Source organism: Virgibacillus sp. NKC19-3 (assembly GCF_019837165.1).
Lineage (GTDB): Bacteria > Bacillota > Bacilli > Bacillales > Amphibacillaceae > Virgibacillus_L > Virgibacillus_L saliphilus.
The window spans coordinates 2,219,107-2,241,275 of record NZ_JAGYHC010000001.1 but is presented as its reverse complement, the minus strand read 5'-3'; the positions used below and the strand labels follow the sequence as shown (position 1 = coordinate 2,241,275).

Below are 22,169 nucleotides of genomic sequence, written 5' to 3'. Positions count from 1 at the left end.
TGACATTTGCTGTTATATGTTTGAAACTCTACCACTATTAATGCTCATTCCATACACACACAATAGAGGGATCATCCTTTTCATATTTCATTAAATAGATATCTGGATGTCGCAATTCCTTCCATCTTCTAAAATCAAAATTTTTATTGTATTGCTGCAAAAATAAAGTCATCAAGTTCCCATGACTGACGACAACAGCATTTTTTATATTATCATTTGTATAAATTGATTCAAATACTGTATTTATACGTTGAATAGCATCTTTCGCCGATTCACCACCGGGTAATGCGAAATCTTGATCCTTAAAGGATTGTTCCAATACCTCCACCCAATCATCAATTGGCTCAACACTTAAGATACGTTCCTTTAATCGTTCATCGATTTCAATTTTAGTGTTTGTTTTTTCTGCGAAAGGCTTTATGCTTTCAATAGCACGTAAATAAGGACTTGAGATTATTTTATCCACCTTAATGTTTAGATCACTAAAAAAACTTGAAAGAAGGTGAGCCTGTCTCATACCAACCGTTGTCAATGGTGAATCCTTGTGTTGACCATCAGCAGAACAATGACGAACAAAATAAATATTTTTCATCTCGGCTCATTCCCTCTTTTTATTATGTCATTAGCGCTGTTCCTTGGTTAAATAGTAAATAAATTATAGCATGAAACGACATAATAGAAAATAGATAACTCAAAAATAACAGGGACACCTCTCTTCTCTGTTATTTTATTTCTTTAAAATAATCTTTAAAAAAACCCCCTATTCGATTGCTGTTGTCAATAATAAAATAAAATTCATCTGTTTCGTTTTTTACCTCATATTTCTTGCCTGGTGTCAATTTATGATCCACCATAAATTTTTCAGCATCCGCATGTACACATTCAATTTCCTTTAATGTTTCTCTATTTTTCCAGTCTAGATGGATCATAATAATACTCCTTTTCATCTGAGTTTACATAACATGATTATTATAAACTAATAATTAGTTGAATAGATATAAATAGTTCCCATATCCTTCTTCAGCCATCTTATCTTTTGGAATAAAATGCATCGCAGCTGAATTCATACAATAACGTAAGCCTCCAGCTTCTTTCGGACCGTCTTCAAATACATGGCCAAGATGGGAATCTGCCCCCTTACTTCTAACTTCAGTTCGTATCATACCGTGTGATTTATCGATATTCTCTTTAATTTGGTAACTGTCGAGTGGTTTGGTAAAGCTTGGCCAACCACAGGCCGAGTTAAACTTTTCATTTGAAGAAAATAAGACATCTCCTGAAACAATATCAACATATATTCCCTCTTCTTCATTATCCCAATATTCATTTTGAAACGGCGCTTCTGTGCCATTTTCTTGTGTTACATTATATTGTAACGGCGTAAGTTTTTCTTTCAATTTTGTCTTATCTACATTTGACTGCCAATTATTTTTTATAAAGTCCTCTCTGCCTGATCCTTTTTTATATAAACGGTAATGAAAAGATTGCTTCTTATAATAATCTTGGTGTGCATCTTCGGCGACATAAAAGGGTTTTGCTGGAACAATTTCTGTCACAATTGGTTTAGAAAACTTTCCACTATTTTCTAAATTCTTTTTCGACTTTTCAGCTGTCTGCCTTTGCTCTTCATTATGATAAAAAATTGCTGTTTGATATGATTCTCCTCGATCATTAAACTGTCCATTCGGGTCTGTAGGATCAATTTGTTGCCAAAACGTTGTAACGAGTTGTTCATATGGCATTATAGTCGGATCAAATGTGATCTGGACAGCTTCCACGTGCCCTGTAGTATTCGAAGCAACCTGTTCATATGTGGGATTCTCTAGCGTACCTCCTGTATAGCCTGAAACTACATCTATTATACCTGGACGTTCATCAAAGGGTTCAACCATACACCAAAAACATCCACCAGCGAATGTTGCAATTTCTTGTTTGGAACTCATATTATACCTCCAGTACTTTATATCTTACTTCTATTTTTTCGGTTATAACGTAAAAAATCAAGTTCTCTGCCTATATTTAAATAAATAATTTCGGTGTGGATAATCCATTATCCTTTTTGGCTTTGGAATTATTATTATTGCTCACTGTGTCTTCTTTTTTATCTGAATGGTTTTGTTTTTCATCTACATTATCATCAGTATGATCAACATCATCAGGATGATCAACCTCTTTAATTGCTTTCATCATTCGGTACATTGCGGGGATATTTTTAACCATTGGTCCATATTCCTGAACGATTGGGGTTGTGGATTGAACAACATTTAGCACTTGCTGAACATTATTTAATACACCTGATAGTCCACCTATCCCCTTGTTCACTAATTCCCCTGTGGATTGGTTTTGAAAGAAGCTTTTTATGCTATTTCTATTTTTAGGGGCATTTAAACGTTGAGTCGGTAATAATGAATTATTTACAGCATATGGTCTATGATTTGGAAAAGAATTTTTAGGTTGTTGCACCGGGAATACCATCGTTTCTCCTCCTTTTTATTGTTACCTCATTATAGATTAGTATACGTCAGCAGGAACAAAGCGTGTAGGCGATTTAATGCTGCGTATGAGTGAAAGAATAACAGGTTATTTCCCGGGCAACCGCAGGGAACAACAAGAATCTTCATGAGATGACGAAATTAGTTGAAATATGACTAGTTGATAATATCATGATGCGTTTTTATTTTAAACAAACGTTTGATCAATAATGATGGTTGTTTGTTGTTATCTGGAAATAAAAAAGGCACTGGAAATATCCAGAACCTTTTTATTTGTTCTCTTTTAGTTTATATTTATCCCAAAGCTCATCAAATACAACCAATGCGCCAGGAAAAGGGCTATTCCATTCTAAATAGCTGCTTATTTCGTCATAGTCTTTCGAGTGTTTCGGAAAATCATGATCAAAAAACACCCAATCAGCCAGCCGACTTTGATTATCCGGTGACTTTTCCCCACGGAATGTCATCAAAAACTGATAAAAAGATCGCATTCCAATCACCTCATTATTCTATGTGATTATTCGCTTTCCATAAATTCCTTATGTTTTCGTTGCTTCTTACGGTAAACGACCTTTGATAAGTAAATACTGATTTCATACAAAATAACTAATGGTATTGCAACGACAATTTGTAGAATGAAATCCGGCGGAGTTACAATCGTTCCAATAATAATTAATATAAGGTATGCATATTTCCTGTTTTTTTGCATGAACTCCGGTGTTAAAATACCTATAGACGTTAAGAACATCGAAATAATTGGTATTTCAAACAGCAATGCAAATGGCAATGTGATACGAAGTAAAAATTTAAAATATCGATCAACGGTAAACATTTCGTTAAACATACCTTCATTTAACGATAGTAAAAAAGGTAAAATCAGTTGAATAAACATAAAATAACCAAAAACCAATCCAGCGATAAATAAAAGAAATATAGCAGGAATATAGGCTAAGGAAGCTTTTCGCTCCGTACTAGTTAACCCTGGTTTTATAAAAGCCCAAACTTGAAAAGACAGAATTGGGATTGTTCCAATAAGTGCAATCATCCCAGCCATTGAGAAATAAATCCATATAATTTCTCCAGGACTAATTACAACTAAATCGAAATCCAAATCATTTACAAAAAACCAATAGATATCTTGAACAAAAATAAAACCAATAATAAAAAATAATACAAAGAAAATAACTGTAACAATCAGCCTGTTTCGTAACTCTGATAAATGACCTGTGAGGTTCATTTCTTTGTCGCTTGATTGTACGTTCTCAACCATAATTACTTCACACTCCTAGGCTGGTAACAAAAGAAGGTGCAAGGTTATATACCTTACACCTTTCACTCATCACCTTTTGTTGATGTATGATTATTGCCCTTTTTAGGCGTATCGTCATCTGATATAATATCCTTGGTCGCATTTTTAAATTCCTTTAATGAACTTCCAACAGCTTTCCCGATTTCTGGTAACTTAGAAGGACCAAAAACAATTAACGCTATGACAAGAATCAGTATTAACCCAGGGATACCAATATTACTTAACATTTGAACCACTCCAAATAGTTTCTATTTATTTTCTTTACCGTTTAAGATTTCTTTTGTTTCATTTAGTTCATCTGTAACATCACTCGTTAAATCTTTTGTGGAGTCCTTAAATTCACGCAAGGTTTGTCCAGCGGCCTTCCCGATTTCTGGCAACTTTTTTGGTCCAAAAATGATTAACGCGAGAACTAATATTAAAATCAACCCCGGAAATCCTATATTTGCGAACATCATTACACCTTCTTTACCAAATTGACTTTATAAGTATTTATGAAGCATTTAACTTTTTAATTCGTTTATAGTTTAACATGTTTTTCTAATATTAAACAAGCTATATTAAAATCGTTTATTCCACCACTATAATTATTTTCGATCATATTGTAAAAAGTAGTAGTCATATGGGTTTTTAGCATCTTTCTCTCCTTTTTCTTTTGAGGTTAGATTCCATTCTTTCTCATTAAATTCTGGAAAATAAGAGTCACCTTCAAAGGATTCATCAATGAATGTAATGTACATGCGGTCCGCATATGGCAAGGCTTGTTGAAAAATCTCACCACCGCCTATAACAAAGAATTCTTCTTCCGAGTCCGCTTTATTCCATTCCTGTATTTTTTTCAAATCCTTAATCACCTCTACGTTATCCGGGAACTTCATATTTTTGCGAGTAGCGACAACATTTTTCCGGTTCGGTAATGCTCCTCCTAATGAATCATATGTTTTTCTTCCCATTACGATAGTGTGTCCTGTTGTTCTTTCTTTAAAAAAACGAAAATCTTTCGGCAAATGCCAAGGTAAATCATTATTTAGACCAATAACACGATTGCGATCCATCGCTAACATAAATGAAATCATAGATAATTCCTCTCCTTTTCTTTTTGATTAAACAGCTATTGGTGCTTTAATTGCAGGATGAGGGTTATATTCCATTATTTCAAAATCCGACAACTCAAAATCAAAAATGGAATTTTTTTCTTTGTTAATTTTGAGTTTAGGCAAAGCTTTAACGTCACGTCCAAGCTGTGTATTGATTTGTTCTACATGATTTGCATAAATATGTGCATCACCTAATGTATGTACGAATTCTCCTACTTCCAAATCTGTTTCATGTGCAATTAAATGTGTTAACAATGCATAGCTTGCCATATTAAAAGGCATCCCTAAGAAAACATCAGCACTGCGCTGATATAACTGGCATGACAATTTTCCTTCAGCAACATAGAATTGGAACAATGCATGACATGGGGGCAACGCCATACTAGGCAAATCTTCCGGGTTCCATGCAGATACAATATGCCTACGGGAATCAGGTTTTGTACGAATAGATTCGATGACGTCTTTCAATTGATCAATGGTATCATTCTTGGAAGTTTTCCATGCGCGCCATTGCTTTCCATAAACAGAACCAAGATCTCCAAACTTGTTGGCAAAATCATTATCATGGAGGATTTTTTCTTTAAAACGCGCCATTTCGCTCTTATATTTTTCCTTGAATATTGGATCTTGCTGACTTCGATTTCCGAAATTCGTCATATCTGGACCTTTGTATTCTTCACTTTTTATCCACTTTTCAAATGCCCATTCATTCCATATATTATTGTTATTTTCCAGTAGATATCGAATGTTAGTATCCCCTTTAATAAACCAAAGCAGTTCACTGGCAACTAGTCGAAATGGAACTTTTTTAGTTGTTAATAAAGGGAAACCGTTACTTAAATCGAATCGTATTTGGCCACCAAATACAGAATAAGTCCCGGTACCAGTACGGTCTTCCTTTTTTGCCCCCTTTTTTAATATGTGTTCACATAATTCTAAGTATGCATGCTCACCTGTCATTATAGAATCTCCCCCACTTATAACTGATAATCACTTATAGCGAATGTACCTATTATAACATAAACGTAACGCATAAAAACAACTTGAGTTGAAAAGTTCCTATTGGGACCCAAATAGCTGGGTGGAAGAGAACCTACGAATGACATTGAAACACAAACTTTGGAATCAGGCAGGACAACTCTCCTGCCTGATCGTTTTACCATTCTTTATAAAATTGTTCTAAAAATTGTTCCATAAATACATGTCGTTCGTGAGCAATTTCTTTTGCAGTGGTGGTATATAATAAATCTTTTAACTTTAATAGTTTATCATAGAAATGTTGAATAGATGTATCATGAAAGTCTCTATGATAAATGAATTGTTTCTTTGCTCCACCATATGCAAAAGTTCTGGCAATTCCAATAGCCCCAATAGCATCAATCCGATCTGCGTCTTGTACAATTTTCCCTTCAAGTGTTACAGGAGCATTTCCTTTATGGAAAGAGATATCTTTTATAGCCGTGTTAATGTTCATTATCTCACTGCTGGATAATTCAATGGTTTTTAGAAAGGCCACCATCTCTTCCATTGCTTTTTCCGAATCAGAGAAAAGCTTCGCATCTCCAATATCATGAAGCCAGGCAGAGACTTCGGTAATAAATAGGTCGGCATATTCTTGTTCAGCGATCTTTCTTGCTGTACGTGCAACTCGTTCCATATGAAAATAGTCATGTCCTGTAACATCATCATAAAAAAGTGTGTGCACATACTCTTTGATTGCTTGTAAACATTTCTCTCTTTCCATTAAAATAACCCGAGTACTTTTCCATCTTCTGTAACATCCATATTAAATGCTGCTGGTCTTTCAGGTAATCCCGGCATTGTCATCACATCACCGGTTAAGGCGACAATAAATCCTGCGCCAATGGATGGCCTCAGTTCTCGAATGGTGATAGAGAACCCTTTTGGTCTTCCTGTTTTTGTTGGGTCATCCGATAAAGAATATTGTGTTTTTGCCATGCAAACAGGTAGCTGGCCCCAGCCCTGTTGCTCATAAAACGCCAATTGGCCTCTTGCCTTAGGAGATAATTCAATGTCATCAGCACCATATACGCTTTGTGCTATGGTTCGAATCTTTGTCTCCAGCTTTTCGTCTAATTCGTAAAGTGGGGTAAAATGTTTATTTGCTGATTCTACTTTAGCTATAACTTTCTTAGCTAAAGGAATGCCACCCTCTCCTCCGTTTTCCCAAACATTTGTTAATGCTGCATCTATATTCCTTGATTCACACCATGACTTGATAAAATTAACTTCCGCTGGTGTGTCTGTAGGAAACTTGTTAATAGAAACAACATATGGCAATCCAAAACGTTCAATCGTTTCCATATGTTTTTTTAAATTTTCCATCCCTGCTTGTAATGCATCCATATTTTCTTCCTTTAAATCACCCTTCGCTAGACCTCCATGCATTTTTAATGCACGAACTGTAGCAACAATTACGACGGCATCTGTCTCGAATTCCCCTGCACGAGACTTTATATTCAGAAATTTCTCAGCGCCTAAATCGGCTCCAAATCCCGCTTCTGTTACGACATAATCACCTAATTTAGCGGCGGTTTTGGTTGCCATGATACTATTGCAACCATGCGCGATATTGGCAAAAGGACCACCATGAATAATTGCTGGTGTATTCTCCGTCGTTTGGACAAGGTTAGGTTTTATCGCGTCTTTTAGCAGTAATGTTAATGCTCCTTCTACTTCTAAATCCCTAACAGTGACGGGTGATTTGTCATAGGTGTATCCAATCACGATTCGGGCAATTCTCGCTTTTAAATCTTCAAGGCTTGATGCTAGACATAAAATGGCCATAATCTCAGAGGCAACAGTGATGTTAAATCCATCTTCTCTGGGGACACCTCGCAAAGGCCCGCCTAGCCCAACGACTATTTGTCTTAATGCCCGGTCATTCATATCCATTACTCTTTTCCATTCCATTCTTCTAGGATCAATATTTAATTTATTTCCACGATGAATGTGGTTATCTATCATTGCGGACAAGGCATTGTTAGCAGTTGTTATTGCATGTATATCCCCAGTAAAATGTAAATTAATATCTTCCATGGGAAGCACTTGAGAAAAACCTCCCCCCGCTGCACCACCTTTCATTCCCATTACAGGTCCTAAAGATGGCTCGCGTAATGCAATAACAGCCTTCTTACCGACTTGATTTAATGCCTGCCCCAAACCGACAGTTACCGTAGATTTTCCTTCTCCTGCAGTAGTAGGATTGATCGAAGTTACTAATATTACTTTTCCATTTGGCCTATCTTTTAGCTTATCAAATAACTTTTCAGACAACTTGGCTTTCGTATGACCATATGGTTCCCATTCCTCCTCTGTTAAGTCAAGCTTTGCTGCAATTTCTTTAATCGGTTTAAGACTTGTTTCCTGAGCAATTTCAATATCTGTTTTCATATCCAAGAACTCCCTTCTTAAACATCTATTATTAGTGTACCTTTTTAATTGTGATTTTTCACTTAATTTCTTCTAATTATATAAGATTATTTTTAAATAGGGATAAAAATAGGGATTTACGAAAAAATATAAAGCCAAATTCTTGACTGAAATAGGGAAATAAGCTATATTAGGGTCAAGCAAAGAAGATGTATGGAATCATTAACAACAGGCAGCTTCTATAGAAGTGGATGTAATAGTGATCCTACGCTTCTATGGGTGGTGTCTTTTTTATTTACGTTTCATCTGTCGACTTTGTATTAACACGTATTACGTGAAAGGTTTTAGGAGGATTATTTACATGGAAAACGGAGTAGTAAAATGGTTCAACGCAGAAAAGGGTTATGGCTTCATTCAATTGGAAGAAGGAAATGATGTATTCGTACATTATTCAGCAATCCAAGAAGAAGGCTTCAAAACGCTGGAAGAAGGACAAGAAGTATCCTTTGAAATCGTTGAAGGCGATCGTGGCCCTCAAGCTGCAAATGTCATAAAAAAATAATGCAGCCATTATAGCAATATATGATAAGCGGTAATCGTAATCGATTGCCGCTTTTTTTGATTGAATAAGGTTAGCGACATCGGTCTTCCTTTTTAATGCTTATATTTAGACGCTCCTACTCTTTTGCCACATTTTTGTAACGTAAATGTCACATGCTAGCTAAAACTTTTCAAACGATTTGTGAAACATCCCCTATTGTAAAAAATTCTATAAGCAAATTGTGTATGATGAAAATATAAAAGCAATTATTTGGTTTATGGGGGTGAATGAAATGAGTAGATTGCAAGAAAAGGAGCCACAGCAAAGTCCCAAAAAAGATACACCTAATTTAAAAGGGACTTTTATTTCCGTTATGTTAGTTGGTGTATTTATACTCGTAAGTTGGTTTGGGGTGTTTCTCCTTTTTATTACTAGATAAAACATGAATTTTGGGGGACTGTTAATCATGCATTTACACAAATATGAAAAGATATGGCTTGTATTTGGGGTCGGCTCACTTATCTTTTTTTTATTGATTCTTGGGTTCGGAGCATTCTGGCTTGGTACACACCCACAGAGTCATGGCGTTACGATTGATCCAAATAATCTTGAAGCACATGAAGCATTTGAACCGGAAAATTTAGGAGTTACAAAAGTGGCTGATGACGAATACATCGTTAATATTGTAGCGTCAGCATTTAATTACGATCTTGGTACAGATGAAGAAGGAACTCCAGTGAAAAATATACGTATTCCAAAAGGGTCAACTGTATTATTTCAAGTAGCCAGTCCTGATGTTGTGCACGGATTCAATGTTGCAGGAACAAATGTCAATATGATGGTTGAGCCTGGTTATATCAGTAGTATTGAAACCGTTTTAGATAATGTCGGAGAATATACAATTGTATGTAATGAATATTGCGGTGTAGGCCATCATCAAATGTTTGCCTCATTGGAGGTGTATGAATAATGAGCGAGAAATTACAAATAGCAAAACCTGAATCCAGATTATACATGTCTTTTTTATATGTTGCATTTATTTCGTTATTTATCGGTGGGTTAATGGGTCTTTTGCAAACGTTGGTTAGATCCGGTGAATTTACAATGCCATGGGGAGTAGATTATTATCAGATATTAACACTGCATGGTGTCATACTGGGATTAGTATTAACTACCTATTTTATTATTGGATTTCAATATTCCCTAATGGGTAAAACAGTAGGTATATCATTCAAGCAACGTAAAATGGCTTGGATCGGTTTCTGGGTTATGGTTATTGGTACAATAATGACAGCTATAACAATCTTGTTGGGAAAGGCAAGTGTACTTTATACGTTCTATGCGCCACTCCAAGCGCATCCGGTATTTTATATTGGATTGGCTTTCGTCATTATCGGAAGTTGGATTGCGGCATTCGTTAATTTCCGTCAATTATATGTATGGAAACAAAAACACCCTAATGAAAAGTCGCCATTACTAGCATTTATGGTCGTCATTAATATGATCATGTGGGTAATCGCATCACTTGGTGTAGCAGTGGCTGTTGTTGTTCAGTTCATTCCATGGTCACTTGGATATGCGGAAACCATTAATGTATTAATTAGTAGAACATTGTTTTGGTATTTTGGCCATCCATTGGTTTACTTCTGGCTATTACCCGCATATATGGCTTGGTATGCGATAATACCTAAAATTATTGGTGGAAAGATATTCAGTGATTCATTAGCACGGATTGCTTTTATATTATTATTGTTTTTCTCCATTCCAGTTGGATTCCATCATCAGTTAACAGAACCAGGTATTGATCCAATATGGAAGTTTGTTCAAGTTGTTTTAACATTTATGGTTGTTATTCCAAGCTTAATGACAGCATTTTCTATATTTGCAACATTTGAAATTACTGGTCGTCGTAAAGGATTTCGTGGATTATTTGGGTGGTTTAAACACCTGCCATGGAAAGATGTTCGTTTTCTTGCTCCAGTAATAGGGATGCTTGCATTTATTCCAGGTGGAGCAGGCGGTATCATTAATGCTTCTCATCAAATGAATGCTGTCGTTCACAATACAATTTGGGTTACTGGGCATTTTCATATAACAGCAGCAACGACTGTGGTACTTACTTTCTTTGGTATTACGTATTGGCTTGTTCCACATCTTACTGGAAGAAAGTTAACAAAATCTATAAATAGACTTGGTATTATTCAATCTATTTTCTGGGCAGTAGGTATGACCATTATGTCTGGTGCGATGCATATTGAAGGACTTCTTGGTGCGCCAAGACGCTCTTCCTTTTCCACATACGGAGGAACAGAACAGGCTAGTGAATGGATAGGTTATCAAATGGCACAAGCAATAGGTGGATCCATTTTATTTATAGGTATACTTTTAATGGTTTACATTTTCATTAAATTAACCTTCTTTGCACCCAAAGGGAATGAGGAATTTCCAATTGCCGAAGAGGAAGAAAATGCAGAGCAAACTCCGAAGTGGCTTGAAAATTGGAAGCTCTGGATTGCTATCACAATAGCATTAATTCTATTTGCCTATACCATACCATTTGTTGATATTATTCAAAATTCACCACCAGGATCACCGGCATTTGATTGGCCAATCGGTAATTCTTAAATAGATAGTAGGAGGACAGATGATTGTCTGGCCTCCTCTTACTGTAAAGTAATCTTATTTTTATCTGAGTTCGGTTAAGGTTGTTGTGTTTTACGTCCGAAATATTGATAATAGTCTGTTCGAATAAAACCATTAAATAGTTTGCGTTTCTTTGTTGCTTTTTGGCCAAATTTTTTCTCAAAGTCTTCAAATGCAGTTAGTATATAGATACTCCAACTGGGATGGCCTTTCATAACATTGCCAAGATCTTTATATAGCTTTGCCGCCTCTTCCCTATCTCCTATTCGTTGTCCATAGGGAGGATTTCCTATGATGTATCCATTTTCACCGTGAATAGTTAAATCTCTTACTTGCATTTGTTTCCAATTGATAAGATCCCCTAATCCTGCTTCAATAGCATTTTCACTAGCTATTTTTACCATATTGTGCGCAATATCGGAACCTGTAATATCCAGTTCTTGATCATATTTTGCCATGTTTTCTACTTCTTCATAAGCCTCTTCCCAGTATTTATTTTTAATAAGTGGCCATTTTTCACAAGCAAATTCCCGATTGAACCCAGGAGCGATATTTTGCCCAATTAGTGCTGCCTCTATAGCAATCGTACCCGAACCACAAAAGGGATCAATCAACGGATAGTCAGGTTTCCAATTTGTAAGCATAACTAATGCTGCTGCCATTGTTTCTTTTAAGGGCGCGTCCCCTTGTCCTACACGATATCCTCTTTTATGTAAACCAGCTCCGGAGGTATCTATCGTTAGTGTAGCAATATCTTGACGCAAGGCCACTTCTATTTTATATAATGCGCCAGTTTCCGGCATTTTAAAAGCAATACCATATTTAAGTTTAAGCCGTTCAGCAGTTGCCTTTTTAACTATAGCCTGACAATCTGAAACGCTGTACAATCTGGAGTTTACGGATTTTCCACTAACGGGAAATTGTCCATTTTCTGCTATAAAGTTCTCCCAAGGTAGAGCTTTTGTGGATTCGAATAATTCGTCAAATGTCGTTGCCTTGAATGTTCCGATTTGTATTTTGAGGCGATCTGCAGTTCGAAGCCATAAATTACAACGTGGGATTGCTGCTACTGGTGCCTCAAATACCACTTTTCCATTCTCAACGTTACAATCGTATCCTAATTGTTTTACTTCATTCGCAACCACAGATTCAAGTCCCATAGCTGCTGTAGCGATTAGTGTGACATATGGCATATAAAATTCCTTTCATTTCTAGTTTAAATTATTAGATTAACTGTAGTTTATCATACCCTCCCCTTTAAACTGAAAACATATCTATTTCATAAAAATCAACCATATAAAAAACCTTGCATATAGCAAGGTTGCAATAAACAATATTTAGTTTATTATTTATAGACCGTTAAATACTCGATAAGCCATGTTCTGTTCCATTGTACTGCAAGCGGTGGTCAGCCTCGTACGTTGGTTGTAATCATCTATCTACAAGTAACACTTGTCCCTCATTCGGTTGAATTCCCTACTAAAGGATGCCCCTACCTTTATTTGGGTTGCTCACTCATGGGGTTTACCTCGTTCCACCTGAAATGTTTCCATTTCAGCTACGTCACTGTGGCACTTTCAAGGATAGTATTCCCTATCTTATTGACTTAGGAATAGTTCCTGCCGTTAACCTCTATGGTTACCTTGACTTATGACTTCGTCAAGCATGAACACTACAAACATCTCAGTCTGTGTGAGTATGGACTTTCCTCTGTAATATTATACAGCGATTACCTGAATATTTAACACTTATCTTGACTTATATTACCATGAATTAGTCAATCATTCAAGGGACTTACAAATATTGGAATAATCTAAACCTATGTTATCGTATCTTCTACATCTTCAGATCCTGAATATTTCTTTCCAAAAACTTCTTTTTCTAAATTCGACAACCGCTTCAGTACATCATAATTAACTTGTTGAGCTGGTTGCGTGGAACGCGTTCTACTTTGATCTGAAGAACTTTTCTTAAGTCTTTCATTTTCCTGTTGCAGTCTTTCAATTTCTTGCTTGAATACATCATAATCTTGAATGACCATATCCAGAAATTCATCTACTTCTTCTTGATTATAGCCTCGCATTGTTGTTTTAAATTCTTTTTCAAGAATATCCTTCCCATTTAGCTGTACTCGAATTGAACTCATTTTTATCACCTCATCGTTTCCACCTATTTATTTCTCCTTTAAGACTTTACACAATGCCATTCTTAAGTTTATTATGGGTTTGTCTTTTTTATGACTAATTCTTAAAAACTAGTATATCATAAAAAAAGACCCTGATAAAATCAGCCTCTTTTTTTACGCTTCTATACGATTATACAACAAATATTGTTTATCAAGGCAAATCATTCGGCTGGAAAGAAAAAGGTAATAGATCTTCTATCGATACGGTCTTTGTATCCTTGTTTAGATTAGTCAAATGAATGTGCATGGTGCGAGAAAAAAATTCACTCATCACTTGTCGACAGGATCCACAGGGTGGAACTGGCCGTGTTGTATCGGCCGCAACTGCCATTTCTACAAAATCTATTTCTCCTTCAGAGATTGCCTTAAAAATCACAACACGTTCCGCACAACATGATACAGGATAAGATGCATTTTCAATATTACAACCTGTATAAATTTTACCGGATTTAGTCAGCAAAGCTGCCCCGACAGGAAATTCAGAATACGGAACATAAGCTTTATTTCTCATGTTTATTGCTTCTTCAAGTAAGTTATTTGTAGTCACCATCTCTTCCCCTTTCAGAATACCTGAAAGTTAATTATAAGAGATAAATCAAAAAATGTAAATCGTTTTCATGTTTTTGATTCAGCTTCCCGTAATAACTGGTCAAAAATATAATGAATGGAATGATGAAGTTCCATATATCGTTTGCGCTTTACGTCTATATAATAACTGTGCATTAAAAGTAGTTCCATATTTTCTAATGTTGACGTAATTTGTTGTGGATGCATATTAATTTTTCGTTCTTTAATCAATTTTAAGGCGTTTTCTTCCCATGTAGCCAAAAGCTCATAAATTGGGGATGTCTCCTTTTTCACCTTTTGAAATAATTGTCTATCCTTTTTATTTTCGGGTGGTGGGTTGTTTTCATATTGATCCTTCAAGTTGTTTAAGTGTATTTTTAACGTTTTTGTTTGCTCTTTTAATTCCATCACAAAGCTCATCCTTACTACTAAATGTCATACAATTTCACTCATAGTGTATCACTTTAAGATAAAGATGACATCCTTTTAATAAGGAATTTTGTTTCATTAACTTTCCTTAGGTTATCTTCAAATCCTTGCGATATCTCTCTTTCAATTGTCATTGTCATTTTCTGATCAATCAGACGTACCTGATCTGCTATTTGCTCTATAGATGCTTCAAAGTCCTTTTTATTGATATCATATTCGTTTAGTTCTAACTTTCTGGCTGTTAATGACATGCTATCACCTCTTATAAATTGATTTACTACCATATTCGCTAAAACAAGGAGGTATCCTTTCCATTCGACAAAACTAGAAGAAAAGACACAAAACTAGTTATATTACTTATCTTTTTCTTGAAATTAGACACACTAATTTGTGAAGGAGGTTTTACAATGAAGCATAAAAAAGAAACGAAAAAGGGCGATAGTCAAAGGTCAAAATCGCTTAAAACAGGTGATAAAAAATTAGACGGCCCAAATAGACCTTCCACGTAAAACAAGAAAAGGCTGGGGAAAAAGTGTTTTAATAACAATAATTTAGCGCTTCGGAAATATATTTCGCTACGTAACTTTGTAGTGTTCGTTGTTTTATTAAACTCTTTTATGTTGCCCGGCCTCTTCTACATAATCCGTTTAGTTTAGGATGATATACTCATGGTATATTTCTTTTTTTGTTGAAAGATTGTTCTATCTCCCCTACTTTCGAAGGGATTTCAAACCATTTTACTTTCACACCCCCTCGATTTATATCCATCATTTCGAATTTTATCCTGACAGGATATAGCTAGACCAAACCAAAATATAGTATTGACCAGTCGGCAAGTAAATGTTCATCCATTTTCATCATCACGACAAGTCCAATATACGCCGTATTTAAAGTGAAAATTTAATCCTGTGATATAGCTATTTGTTTCCCTTATCTCACCCAATTTGTTACATTTGTGAAACCATGTACAAAGGTTCTATGTCATCTAGATGTTCATATTGGCAACATAACCGTATACATTAAACAAAAAATCCTGCATAGGGTATGAAGTTTTACGAAATACGTGATACTTGAAATAGGATTATTTAATAATTAGCTTGTTTTCATTTGATCATAAGGCATGTCTTGTCTATTTTATGCATGCTTGTAAGATTTGTTATATAATGGAGATAGTTTTTCTCTCGTCATTGCTGATAACCATCTCGTGTTTATAGTTATCAGGGAATGATTTTTCTGGTATGATACTGTAATATGCAAAGGGGTTGATCAAACGATGAATTATCCAAATGGAAAGAAAAACAAACAAGAAAAGCAAAAGCTACCCCAAACGAATCAAAGGTACAGTAATCGTGGTATGACATTAGAGGAAGATATCAATGCAACAAACAGCTATTATTTGGATATAGACAAAGCAAACATTCATAAAAAGCCTACACCAATACAAATTGTTAAAGTAGATTACCCGAAAAGAAGTGCCGCGGTTATTACAGAAGGGTATTTTAAACAAGCTTCCACGACTGATTATAATGGCATATATCGCCATAAGTACATTGATTTTGAAGCCAAGGAAACAAAGAATAAAACCCTGTTTCCATTAGCTAATATACATGAACATCAAATCAGGCATATGGAGTCCGTTGTACATCATGGGGGATTTGTTTTGTAATTATCCGATTTGCATCATTTGATGAGACATATTTTATGGAAGCAAAAATACTCTTTCCCTATTGGTATGAAAAGTTAAACGGTGGAAGAAAATCGATTCCTTATGAAATAATAAAACGGAAAGGGCATCTTATTCCCTTTCAATATCAGGCAAGAGTTGACTATTTAACAATAATCGATAAGCTTTATTTTTAGAGACGGAGGTATGGAGCTATGGCAAATAATAGCCAATCTCGTACAGCAAGAAGAAAGCAGAAAAAAGCAAAAAAGAAGCCGCTATGGAAAAAAATAATATTTACAGTACTCATTATTATTTTAGCCATTGGAATTGGTGTTGGCGGTTTATTTACGTATTGGATTGCTACAGCACCGGATATAGATGCATCTGAATTAGACATTCCTTTTTCATCTACCATTTATGATCAGGATGGAAATGAATATGCAGATTTAGGGTCTGAACAGCGAAGTAGAGTAGATTATGAAGACTTACCACCCGAATTAATTGATGCTGTTACTGCTACAGAAGATGTACGATTCTTTGAGCATTCCGGGGTTGATTTACGTCGGATCGGAGGCGCAATCATTGCTAATATCACTCAGGGATTTGGCTCAGAAGGGGCAAGTACGATCACGCAGCAAGTAGTGGAACAATCATTCTTGTCATCGGATAAAAAACTTAGCATTAAAGTTCAGGAACAATGGATGGCACTAAAGTTAGAGCGTGAATATTCAAAAGAAGAAATAATGGAAATGTATTTAAACAAAATATTTTACGGTAGTGGAGCTTATGGAATTGGGAAAGCCGCAGAAACATACTTTGGAAAAACGGATTTGAGTGAACTTACATTGCCTGAAGCTGCTATTTTAGCGGGATTACCGCAACGACCAACAGCTTATAATCCATATGAAAATCCGGATTTTACAAAAGAGAGAATGGACACCGTTTTAACACTGATGGTAAGGCATGGTAAAATCTCCCAAGAAGAAGCGGATGAGGCAAGAGAAGTTGACATCGAGTCCTTGTTAAGTGAAACACGCCCTGATGCAACACCGTATGAAGCTTTCCTGCAACAAGTAGCGGATGAAGTCAGCGAAAAAGTAGATGGTGCAGATATTTATACGGATGGTTTAAAAGTCCATACAACGTTAGATTCCAGTATACAAGAACATGTAGAATATTTATTAACAGATAGTGAAGAAAATCCGATTCCTTACTATGATGATGAAATGCAAGCTGGGATGACGGTGTTAGATACAAGCAATGGAGCAATTCGAGCAATTGGTGGTAGCCGAAATAATCAAGGGATTGATGGATTTAACTACGCAACGGATTTAAAACGTCAAGCTGGCTCTACAATCAAACCGATCATCCCTTATGGACCTGCTATTGAATATAATCAAATGTCCACATATCACCAATTAAACGATGATGCGCCATATGAAATTCAGGGTTCCAATCCAATACGAAATTATAACCGATCCTATTCAGGATGGATGACTGCGCGAGAAGCTTTAAGCGGATCTTTAAATGTGCCGGCAGTTAAATTACTGGAAGAGATCGATTACGGGAATGCTCAAGAATTTGCAGAAGGCTTAGGCCTTGAATTTGCTGATGATAGCCTAGGTCTACGCGATGCTATTGGAGGGAGTGGAACGACTGTCAACCCACTTCAAATGGCCGGAGCTTATCGTGCTTTTGCCAATGAAGGTATCTATAATGAACCATATGCTGTTACAAGCGTCGAATTTCCAGATGGTCGAACAATTGACTTGCAGCCTGAACCAGAAGCTGCTATGTCCGATCATACGGCCTATATGATTACAGATATGCTAAAAACAGCAATTACGGAAGGAACAGGTACTAATGCGAATATTCCGGGAATGCCAGTTGCCGGTAAGACAGGTACAACAAATAGAGATGGCGTCGAAGGGGCAGCAGACTCCTGGTTTAATGGATACACGACCAACTATACCATATCTGTGTGGACCGGTTATGAGAATTATGAACAAGGCGTTGAAGATACTCAAATTCCACTCGCCTTATTTAAAAATACAATGGAAGAAATATCTAGTGATATTGAAACAGCCGACTTTACGAAACCGGATTCTGTTGTCGAAGTTGATGTAGAAGATGGTTCAAATCCTGCAGCACTTCCAAGCGCTAGTACACCATCCTCTGATATTATTACAGAGTTGTTTGTAAAAGGAAGTGAACCAACCAGTAAGTCAGAAAGATTTGATCAGCTGGAACCTGTTAGTGACTTAAATGCTGAGTATGATGAGGAATCCAATTCTATTACAGTGGAATGGGATTATGATTCAGATGCCGATATTTCATTTGAGGTTAGTACAAGTGAAAATGGCGGTCAAATGCAAGGTCTTTCTTCAACAGAAGATACGTCGCTTGAAATTTCTGATGTAGAGACTGGTTCAGAATATGAAATACAGGTTGTCGCTGTTGACGGCGATAGTACGAGTGAGGCTAACTCAACAACAGTTACGATTCCAGAGGATGGAGAAGAACAAGAGGAAAGTGAAGAAGATGAAATTCCTTCTGTAGATGGATTAAGTGCTTCTTACAATGAAGATAATGCGATTATCGATGTTTCTTGGCAATATAATGGACCATCCGCAACATTTGAAGTGGATGTAAACGGACAAACACAAACGGTTGAATCAAATGGCCTAGAAATTACTGGCGCTTCTCCTGGTCAAACGTATACCATAAACGTTACTCCAATTGGTCAAAATGGTGATCGTGGTGATACGCAAAGCACTGAGGTTTCAGTGCCTGATGCAGAAGAAAATGAAGATGAAGGTGAAAGTGGAGAGAATGAAGAAGACCAGGATAATGGCGATGGAGAAGACCAAGAAAATGGCGAAGACCAGGAAAGTGAAGACAACGGAGACACAGAGAATGCAGAACCCTCAGAGGACGAATCAGAGGGGCAAGATGAAGACGAGGATGAAAGCGAAGGTGAGAACCAATAATCTCGGGAGCAGAATGGCCGAAGAAGAGATAAAGTAAATATTTTTATAAATGGAAGAAGGTAGCCCCTTATAAATGGGAGCTACCTTCTTTCATTTGGCAATAAATTTTCTTTTTTCATACGCTTCTGCCCTTCTCTGCATAAATCAAGTAATGGACATTCTGGACAGTTTGGATTTCTGGATTTACAATGATATCTACCAAAGAAAATCATTAGGTGATGCGTTTGGCTCCATTCATCTTTTGGTACTTTACGCATGAGCGTTTCCTCAACTTCAGGTACAGAATCTTTCCAGCGACAAATTCCTAATCGCTTAGACACACGTTCTACATGCGTATCAACTGCTATAGCAGGTTCATTAAACGCTACAGAAGCTACTACGTTAGCTGTCTTCCTACCTACACCTGCCAACTTCATAAGCTCTGTCTTCGAATGTGGTACTTCCCCGTCATAATCATCAATTAATGATTGGCAAAGTTTGCGTATGTTTTTTGCTTTATTACGATATAAGCCAATAGATCTAATATCCTGTTGCAGCTCTTCTAATGGGACAGATACATAATCAGCCGGTGTTTTATATTTTTTGAACAAACTTGCTGTAACCCTGTTAACAAGCGCATCCGTACATTGCGCGGACAGTAGGACAGCAATAATTAATTCAAATGGATTCTGATGATTTAATTCAGCCTTTGCATGAGGAAACATTTCTTTCATCACGTCTAAACAATATCTTATTTGCGTCTTATTTAGCATATTTTAGTCTTCCCCTTCTAACCAATTATAATAGAATGATGTATCCCTTTTGGTTGTATTCTCCTGTTTTACCACTTGCTTATTATGAAAATTTTTACTGGCATCCCGCGCTTGCTCAACCGAATGGATTCCTTTCTTTTTCCAATCTCTAAGTATCCGATCGATATACTTGAAATTTAATTTTCCCATTAGAACAGATTCCCTTAACCCGGCCTTAATTAATGAAGGAGCTATTTCATCTTCATCCAGCCATGCATTGATGGTTTCAATTTCAAATGGCGATAATGGTCTGCCGAATTCTTGTTCAAATAAAATAAAGATGGTTCCATCTGTCTCTTCCTCTTTTGTCTTTTTATTAGCATAAAGCTTCTCCCATAGCGGTTCTAGAGAGTAAGCTTCACTTAATTGATTCTGTTCATTTCTATGCTGATTAATGGACAGTATATTTTTTTGGATGAGCTTTCGTAATACATTCGCACATTCTTTTTCGTCAATTGTTAAATAGGATGCAATCTCATAAGGTGTCGGAAATGCTTCATTTTCTTGTAGAAAACGATGTAACTGTATGATAATGATTACTTCTTTCTCATTTAAACCTAATGACGTATAGTTTGTTAGCAATTTTAGTGGGACAGGTAATTGACCTGATAATATTTCTTGAAAGGGTACAAATTTTGTCATGACAATGAACACCTCAATTCATAGTATAGCATGAATATGATTTAAATTTATTCGGACTATAAAATCCCTTGCTAAAAAAGTGCAAGGGATTTTTCCATTTATTTGTACTACGGAAATGATCTATGGATACAGACGATTTAACAATCTTGGAAATGGTATGGTTTCTCTAACGTGTTCAACACCGGCTAACCATGCCACGGTTCTCTCCAAACCGAGACCAAATCCTGAATGTGGGACACTTCCGTATTTACGAAGCTCGAGATACCACTCATAGGCAGGTCCTGTTAAATTATGTTGCTCATATCGTTTCTGCATAAGCGCCAGATCATCAATCCGCTGTGATCCACCTATAATTTCGCCATAACCTTCAGGCGCAATCAAATCTGCACATAATACAACATCAGATTGTGTAGGATGCGGCTTCATGTAAAATGCTTTAATTTCAGCCGGATAGTTGGTAATAAATACTGGCTTGTCAAAGCTTTCTGCAATGGCTGTTTCGTGAGGTGCACCAAAGTCTACTCCCCATTCAATATCCGTAAACCCTTTTTCTTTGAGCAATTCTACAGCATCATCATATGAAATCCGTGGAAATGGTGCTTGTATTTTTTCTAATTGTGTTGTGTCACGCTCCAGCACCTGTAATTCCAGTTTACAATTTTCCAATACGGATTTTACAATAGAGGTAACATATTGTTCTTGAATTTCCAAACTTTCATCATGCTCCACAAATGCCATTTCAGGCTCAATCATCCAGAATTCAATTAAGTGCCTGCGTGTTTTCGATTTTTCAGCGCGAAATGTCGGACCAAAAGAGAATACTTTTCCAAAAGCCATTGCTGCAGCTTCCATATATAATTGACCACTCTGTGAAAGATAAGCTTCTTCATCAAAGTATTTGGTATGAAATAATTCTGTCGTCCCCTCTGCAGAAGAACCAGTCAAGATTGGTGGATCAATTTTAACATAGCCATTATCATTAAAAAATTGATAGGTTGCGCGTATGATTTCATTCCGAATTTTCATAACTGCATGTTGTCTTTTGGAACGTAACCATAGGTGACGGTGATCCATCAAAAATTCTGTACCGTGTTCTTTCGGTGTTATTGGGTAGTCCGAGGATTCATGGATCAATTCAATCGCACTAACCTGCATTTCATAGCCAAAAGGAGATCTTGTATCTTCTACGATTTGCCCAGTTATGTACATAGAAGATTCCTGATTCATATTCTTGGCCAATTCGAAAGTTTCCTCACTGACATCATTTTTAGCAACGACTCCTTGCATAAATCCAGTTCCATCCCGCAGCTGCAGAAATGCGATTTTACCACTTGATCGCTTATTAGCAAGCCATGCACCGATCGTTACCGTTTGATCTTTTTGATTTGGTACTTGTGAAATAGTTATTTTCAATAACATTACCT

The 22,169-nt window shown here is 36.3% G+C and carries 25 protein-coding genes, 1 other RNA gene and 1 pseudogene; 6 read left to right on the top strand and 21 right to left on the bottom strand.

All coding sequences use genetic code 11. The features are described from left to right. Positions 1-37: 37 nt before the first annotated feature. From KFZ56_RS10880 to KFZ56_RS10825, 12 genes are all read right to left on the bottom strand, one after another. Complete coding sequence (locus KFZ56_RS10880; RefSeq protein ID WP_222641957.1) at positions 38-592, bottom strand: histidine phosphatase family protein; 555 nt, start codon at positions 590-592, stop codon at positions 38-40. Positions 593-722: 130 nt separating this feature from the next. Beyond that, the gene (locus tag KFZ56_RS10875; RefSeq protein ID WP_222641956.1) at positions 723-929 is read right to left on the bottom strand and encodes a DUF6501 family protein; all 207 of its coding nucleotides are present in this window, start codon (positions 927-929) and stop codon (positions 723-725) included. A 54-nt stretch (positions 930-983) separates the two neighbouring features. Further along, positions 984-1,943: a peptide-methionine (S)-S-oxide reductase MsrA gene (msrA, locus tag KFZ56_RS10870; RefSeq protein WP_222641955.1), complete on the bottom strand. Its 960-nt coding sequence runs from the start codon at positions 1,941-1,943 to the stop codon at positions 984-986. A 76-nt stretch (positions 1,944-2,019) separates the two neighbouring features. Beyond that, complete coding sequence (gene vrrA, locus KFZ56_RS10865) at positions 2,020-2,475, bottom strand: VrrA/YqfQ family protein (RefSeq protein ID WP_222641954.1); 456 nt, start codon at positions 2,473-2,475, stop codon at positions 2,020-2,022. Positions 2,476-2,761: 286 nt separating this feature from the next. Beyond that, positions 2,762-2,983, bottom strand: a complete 222-nt coding sequence (locus tag KFZ56_RS10860; RefSeq protein ID WP_222641953.1) for a YozE family protein — start codon at positions 2,981-2,983, stop codon at positions 2,762-2,764. A 26-nt stretch (positions 2,984-3,009) separates the two neighbouring features. Continuing rightward, on the bottom strand, positions 3,010-3,762 hold the full coding sequence (gene tatC / locus KFZ56_RS10855) for a twin-arginine translocase subunit TatC (protein ID WP_222641952.1): 753 nt from the start codon (positions 3,760-3,762) through the stop codon (positions 3,010-3,012). A 62-nt stretch (positions 3,763-3,824) separates the two neighbouring features. Next, positions 3,825-4,028, bottom strand: a complete 204-nt coding sequence (locus KFZ56_RS10850; RefSeq protein ID WP_222641951.1) for a twin-arginine translocase TatA/TatE family subunit — start codon at positions 4,026-4,028, stop codon at positions 3,825-3,827. A 21-nt stretch (positions 4,029-4,049) separates the two neighbouring features. Continuing rightward, on the bottom strand, positions 4,050-4,256 hold the full coding sequence (locus tag KFZ56_RS10845; protein WP_222641950.1) for a twin-arginine translocase TatA/TatE family subunit: 207 nt from the start codon (positions 4,254-4,256) through the stop codon (positions 4,050-4,052). A 132-nt stretch (positions 4,257-4,388) separates the two neighbouring features. Next, a complete protein-coding gene (locus KFZ56_RS10840; RefSeq protein ID WP_222641949.1) occupies positions 4,389-4,877 on the bottom strand; it encodes a dihydrofolate reductase in 489 nt (162 codons plus the stop codon). Between the two features lie 27 nt (positions 4,878-4,904). Then, complete coding sequence (locus KFZ56_RS10835; RefSeq protein WP_255585118.1) at positions 4,905-5,858, bottom strand: thymidylate synthase; 954 nt, start codon at positions 5,856-5,858, stop codon at positions 4,905-4,907. 196 nt (positions 5,859-6,054) lie between these two features. After that, positions 6,055-6,642, bottom strand: coding sequence for an HD domain-containing protein (locus KFZ56_RS10830; RefSeq protein ID WP_222641948.1), 588 nt, complete (start codon positions 6,640-6,642; stop codon positions 6,055-6,057). Further along, positions 6,642-8,312 carry a formate--tetrahydrofolate ligase gene (locus KFZ56_RS10825; protein ID WP_222641947.1) on the bottom strand — a complete coding sequence of 557 codons (1,671 nt, stop codon included), beginning with the start codon at positions 8,310-8,312 and terminating at the stop codon, positions 6,642-6,644. The genes KFZ56_RS10830 and KFZ56_RS10825 overlap by 1 nt, the downstream gene beginning before the upstream one ends. Positions 8,313-8,652: 340 nt before the next feature. Here KFZ56_RS10825 and KFZ56_RS10820 point away from each other — a divergent pair, with 340 nt between their 5' ends. The 4 genes from KFZ56_RS10820 (at position 8,653) to KFZ56_RS10805 (ending at position 11,457) form a co-directional block, all read left to right on the top strand. After that, positions 8,653-8,853, top strand: a complete 201-nt coding sequence (locus KFZ56_RS10820) for a cold-shock protein (protein ID WP_222641946.1) — start codon at positions 8,653-8,655, stop codon at positions 8,851-8,853. Positions 8,854-9,124: 271 nt separating this feature from the next. Next, positions 9,125-9,271 (top strand): cytochrome c oxidase subunit 2A, encoded by a 147-nt coding sequence (locus KFZ56_RS10815; RefSeq protein ID WP_222641945.1) that lies wholly within the window; start codon positions 9,125-9,127, stop codon positions 9,269-9,271. A 27-nt stretch (positions 9,272-9,298) separates the two neighbouring features. Then, positions 9,299-9,802, top strand: a complete 504-nt coding sequence (locus KFZ56_RS10810; protein ID WP_222641944.1) for a cytochrome c oxidase subunit II — start codon at positions 9,299-9,301, stop codon at positions 9,800-9,802. Further along, positions 9,802-11,457: a b(o/a)3-type cytochrome-c oxidase subunit 1 gene (locus KFZ56_RS10805; protein WP_222641943.1), complete on the top strand. Its 1,656-nt coding sequence runs from the start codon at positions 9,802-9,804 to the stop codon at positions 11,455-11,457. Before KFZ56_RS10810 ends, KFZ56_RS10805 begins: the two co-directional genes overlap by 1 nt. 74 nt (positions 11,458-11,531) lie before the next feature. Here KFZ56_RS10805 and KFZ56_RS10800 read toward each other — a convergent pair whose 3' ends face one another. The 6 genes from KFZ56_RS10800 to KFZ56_RS10775 form a co-directional block, all read right to left on the bottom strand. Beyond that, the gene (locus KFZ56_RS10800; protein ID WP_222641942.1) at positions 11,532-12,668 is read right to left on the bottom strand and encodes a THUMP domain-containing class I SAM-dependent RNA methyltransferase; all 1,137 of its coding nucleotides are present in this window, start codon (positions 12,666-12,668) and stop codon (positions 11,532-11,534) included. 173 nt (positions 12,669-12,841) lie between these two features. Next, positions 12,842-13,216, bottom strand: an RNA gene (rnpB, locus tag KFZ56_RS10795) — RNase P RNA component class B. A gap of 78 nt (positions 13,217-13,294) precedes the next feature. Further along, a complete protein-coding gene (gene gpsB, locus KFZ56_RS10790) occupies positions 13,295-13,621 on the bottom strand; it encodes a cell division regulator GpsB (RefSeq protein ID WP_222641941.1) in 327 nt (108 codons plus the stop codon). A gap of 190 nt (positions 13,622-13,811) precedes the next feature. After that, complete coding sequence (locus KFZ56_RS10785) at positions 13,812-14,210, bottom strand: cytidine deaminase (protein ID WP_222641940.1); 399 nt, start codon at positions 14,208-14,210, stop codon at positions 13,812-13,814. Positions 14,211-14,275: 65 nt separating this feature from the next. Beyond that, positions 14,276-14,635, bottom strand: a complete 360-nt coding sequence (locus KFZ56_RS10780; RefSeq protein ID WP_222643968.1) for a DUF1798 family protein — start codon at positions 14,633-14,635, stop codon at positions 14,276-14,278. A gap of 56 nt (positions 14,636-14,691) precedes the next feature. After that, positions 14,692-14,907, bottom strand: coding sequence for a hypothetical protein (locus tag KFZ56_RS10775; RefSeq protein WP_222641939.1), 216 nt, complete (start codon positions 14,905-14,907; stop codon positions 14,692-14,694). Positions 14,908-15,929: 1,022 nt separating this feature from the next. Between KFZ56_RS10775 and recU the strand changes: the two are divergent. After that, a pseudogene (gene recU / locus KFZ56_RS10770) lies at positions 15,930-16,516 on the top strand (Holliday junction resolvase RecU). Positions 16,517-16,534: 18 nt separating this feature from the next. Beyond that, a complete protein-coding gene (locus KFZ56_RS10765) occupies positions 16,535-19,312 on the top strand; it encodes a penicillin-binding protein 1A (protein ID WP_222641938.1) in 2,778 nt (925 codons plus the stop codon). Between the two features lie 80 nt (positions 19,313-19,392). On the opposite strand, the gene nth is transcribed toward KFZ56_RS10765, so the two are convergent. The 3 genes from nth to asnS all read right to left on the bottom strand — a co-directional run bounded on the left by nth (position 19,393) and on the right by asnS (position 22,158). Continuing rightward, positions 19,393-20,064, bottom strand: coding sequence for an endonuclease III (gene nth / locus KFZ56_RS10760; RefSeq protein ID WP_222641937.1), 672 nt, complete (start codon positions 20,062-20,064; stop codon positions 19,393-19,395). A gap of 3 nt (positions 20,065-20,067) precedes the next feature. Then, positions 20,068-20,745, bottom strand: a complete 678-nt coding sequence (locus KFZ56_RS10755; protein ID WP_222641936.1) for a DnaD domain-containing protein — start codon at positions 20,743-20,745, stop codon at positions 20,068-20,070. Between the two features lie 120 nt (positions 20,746-20,865). Continuing rightward, entirely contained in the window at positions 20,866-22,158 is a 1,293-nt protein-coding gene (gene asnS / locus KFZ56_RS10750; protein WP_222641935.1) for an asparagine--tRNA ligase, read from the bottom strand. Positions 22,159-22,169: the final 11 nt, after the last annotated feature.

Coding starts and splice junctions, on each gene's coding strand:
- KFZ56_RS10880 (WP_222641957.1), bottom strand. CDS start 592: ATGAAAAATATTTATTTTGTTCGTCATTGTTCTGCTGATGGTCAACAC.
- KFZ56_RS10875 (WP_222641956.1), bottom strand. CDS start 929: ATGATCCATCTAGACTGGAAAAATAGAGAAACATTAAAGGAAATTGAA.
- msrA (WP_222641955.1), bottom strand. CDS start 1,943: ATGAGTTCCAAACAAGAAATTGCAACATTCGCTGGTGGATGTTTTTGG.
- vrrA (WP_222641954.1), bottom strand. CDS start 2,475: ATGGTATTCCCGGTGCAACAACCTAAAAATTCTTTTCCAAATCATAGA.
- KFZ56_RS10860 (WP_222641953.1), bottom strand. CDS start 2,983: ATGCGATCTTTTTATCAGTTTTTGATGACATTCCGTGGGGAAAAGTCA.
- tatC (WP_222641952.1), bottom strand. CDS start 3,762: ATGGTTGAGAACGTACAATCAAGCGACAAAGAAATGAACCTCACAGGT.
- KFZ56_RS10850 (WP_222641951.1), bottom strand. CDS start 4,028: ATGTTAAGTAATATTGGTATCCCTGGGTTAATACTGATTCTTGTCATA.
- KFZ56_RS10845 (WP_222641950.1), bottom strand. CDS start 4,256: ATGTTCGCAAATATAGGATTTCCGGGGTTGATTTTAATATTAGTTCTC.
- KFZ56_RS10840 (WP_222641949.1), bottom strand. CDS start 4,877: ATGATTTCATTTATGTTAGCGATGGATCGCAATCGTGTTATTGGTCTA.
- KFZ56_RS10835 (WP_255585118.1), bottom strand. CDS start 5,858: ATGACAGGTGAGCATGCATACTTAGAATTATGTGAACACATATTAAAA.
- KFZ56_RS10830 (WP_222641948.1), bottom strand. CDS start 6,642: ATGGAAAGAGAGAAATGTTTACAAGCAATCAAAGAGTATGTGCACACA.
- KFZ56_RS10825 (WP_222641947.1), bottom strand. CDS start 8,312: ATGAAAACAGATATTGAAATTGCTCAGGAAACAAGTCTTAAACCGATT.
- KFZ56_RS10820 (WP_222641946.1), top strand. CDS start 8,653: ATGGAAAACGGAGTAGTAAAATGGTTCAACGCAGAAAAGGGTTATGGC.
- KFZ56_RS10815 (WP_222641945.1), top strand. CDS start 9,125: ATGAGTAGATTGCAAGAAAAGGAGCCACAGCAAAGTCCCAAAAAAGAT.
- KFZ56_RS10810 (WP_222641944.1), top strand. CDS start 9,299: ATGCATTTACACAAATATGAAAAGATATGGCTTGTATTTGGGGTCGGC.
- KFZ56_RS10805 (WP_222641943.1), top strand. CDS start 9,802: ATGAGCGAGAAATTACAAATAGCAAAACCTGAATCCAGATTATACATG.
- KFZ56_RS10800 (WP_222641942.1), bottom strand. CDS start 12,668: ATGCCATATGTCACACTAATCGCTACAGCAGCTATGGGACTTGAATCT.
- gpsB (WP_222641941.1), bottom strand. CDS start 13,621: ATGAGTTCAATTCGAGTACAGCTAAATGGGAAGGATATTCTTGAAAAA.
- KFZ56_RS10785 (WP_222641940.1), bottom strand. CDS start 14,210: ATGGTGACTACAAATAACTTACTTGAAGAAGCAATAAACATGAGAAAT.
- KFZ56_RS10780 (WP_222643968.1), bottom strand. CDS start 14,635: ATGGAATTAAAAGAGCAAACAAAAACGTTAAAAATACACTTAAACAAC.
- KFZ56_RS10775 (WP_222641939.1), bottom strand. CDS start 14,907: ATGTCATTAACAGCCAGAAAGTTAGAACTAAACGAATATGATATCAAT.
- KFZ56_RS10765 (WP_222641938.1), top strand. CDS start 16,535: ATGGCAAATAATAGCCAATCTCGTACAGCAAGAAGAAAGCAGAAAAAA.
- nth (WP_222641937.1), bottom strand. CDS start 20,064: ATGCTAAATAAGACGCAAATAAGATATTGTTTAGACGTGATGAAAGAA.
- KFZ56_RS10755 (WP_222641936.1), bottom strand. CDS start 20,745: ATGACAAAATTTGTACCCTTTCAAGAAATATTATCAGGTCAATTACCT.